At 68.3% G+C, this 1834-nt stretch carries 2 protein-coding genes; both read right to left on the bottom strand.

The window, feature by feature from the left end; translation table 11 throughout:
* Positions 1 to 1036: DNA gyrase subunit A (locus H7290_RS13365; protein WP_290514509.1), on the bottom strand; the 1036-nt coding region annotated here is incomplete at its 3' end.
* Positions 1037 to 1106: 70 nt separating this feature from the next.
* On the bottom strand, positions 1107 to 1834 hold a 728-nt coding region (locus H7290_RS13360), incomplete at its 5' end, for a toprim domain-containing protein (protein ID WP_290514508.1).

Here is a 1834-nt window from a genome sequence, read left to right as displayed (position 1 = left end):
CATTGTTGATGCCGAAGCTCTCCTCCAGCGGGGTGAGGCGGTAGAGCTCGGCGAGCACCGCCTGGCCGTTGAAGCCGGCTTTGACCTCGAAGACCAGGTGGGTACCGAGCTGGCGGTCGGTGAGGTCCTTGACGTCGGCGATGCCTTGCAGCTTTTTGCCGGTGACGAGCTCCTTGACCTTGGCGATGACGCGCCCGGCGCCGACGCCGTACGGCAGCTCTGTCACGGTGATGCTGGCCTTGCCGCGCGGCAGGACACCCACCTCGGCGGTCGCACGCATGCGCACGACGCCGCGCCCGGTCTCGTACGCGGTCCTGACCTCGGTCATGCCGAGCAGCTGGCCGCCGGTCGGCAGGTCTGGACCGGGCACGAAGCGCATCAGGTCATCGAGGTCGGCGTCCGGATGGGCGAGCAGGTGCCGTGCGGCGTCGACGACCTCGACGAGGTTGTGCGGGATCATGTTCGTCGCCATGCCAACGGCGATCCCGGAGGTGCCGTTGACGAGCAGGTTGGGCACGGCTGCGGGCAGCACCGACGGCTGCTTGAGCGAACCGTCGTAGTTGTCCTCGAGGTCAACGGTCTCCTCGTCGAGTCCGTCGGTCAGCAGCAGAGCGGCTGCGGTCAAGCGACACTCGGTGTAGCGGCTAGCTGCCGCCGAGTCGTCGGGACTTCCCCAGTTGCCGTGCCCGTCGATCAGCGGGACCCGCATGGCGAAGGGCTGGGCCAGGCGCACCATCGCGTCGTAGATCGCTGAGTCGCCGTGCGGGTGATATTTGCCCATCACATCACCGACGACGCGGGCGCTCTTGACGTACGGCCGGTCCGGCCGAAGACCCGCCTCGGCCATCGAGAACAAGATCCGACGGTGCACCGGCTTGAGCCCGTCGCGGGCATCGGGCAGCGCGCGGGAGTAGATGACGGAGTAGGAGTAATCGAGGTAGCTGGACTCGATCTCGGCGACGACGTCGGTGTCGATGATGGTGCCCTCGCCCTCGAAGGGCGGGATGGTGCTCGAGGACTGCCGCTTGCGCGCCATCACAGACTCCTTGCGTCCTGCTCAGCGGCCATGCTCATGCGGTGGTGGTGAGGACGCAACGGCACCGCCATCAGGTGTCGAGCAGGGTGCGGTTGACGCGGGAGGCCGAGGAGACGATGAAGTCGCGGCGCGGCGCCACGTCGTTGCCCATGAGCAGCTCCAGGACCCGCTCGGCGGCGTCGACCGCGCCGGGATTGATGCGCCGCAGCGTGCGCGACGCCGGGTGCATCGTGGTCTCGGCCAGCTGGTCGGGGTCCATCTCCCCGAGCCCCTTGTAGCGCTGGATCTGCCCTTTGACCTTCGCCCCCCGCGCGGCGATCTTGCGCAGCTCGCCTTGCATCTGCTTCTCGCTGTAGGTGTAGATCGGCTCCTTGGCGCCGGCCACCTCGATGCGGTGCAGCGGCGGGACCGCGGCGTACAGCCGCCCCGACTCGATGACCGGGCGCATGTAGCGGGCGAACAGCGTGATGAGCAGGCAGCGGATGTGAGCGCCGTCGACGTCGGCGTCGGTCGTGATGACGATCTTGCCGTAGCGCATCTGCTCGAGGTCGAAGGTGCGGCCCGTCCCGGCCCCGACCACCTGGATGATGGCTGCGCACTCGGCGTTGGACAACATCTCCGACACGCCGGCCTTCTGGACGTTCAAAATCTTGCCACGCAGGGGCAGCAGAGCCTGGAACACCGAGTTGCGCGCCAGCTTGCCGGAGCCGAGCGCGCTGTCCCCCGCGACCAGCCACAGCTCGGTGCGCGCGACGTTGGTGGAGCGGCAGGCGGCGAGCTTGGCCGGCAGGGTGGAGT

The organism is Aeromicrobium sp., from assembly GCF_014378035.1.
In the GTDB taxonomy this organism is placed as follows: Bacteria; Actinomycetota; Actinomycetes; order Propionibacteriales; family Nocardioidaceae; genus Aeromicrobium.
The sequence above is the reverse complement of the archived record's forward strand: the minus strand, read 5'-3'. Positions and strand labels throughout refer to the sequence as shown.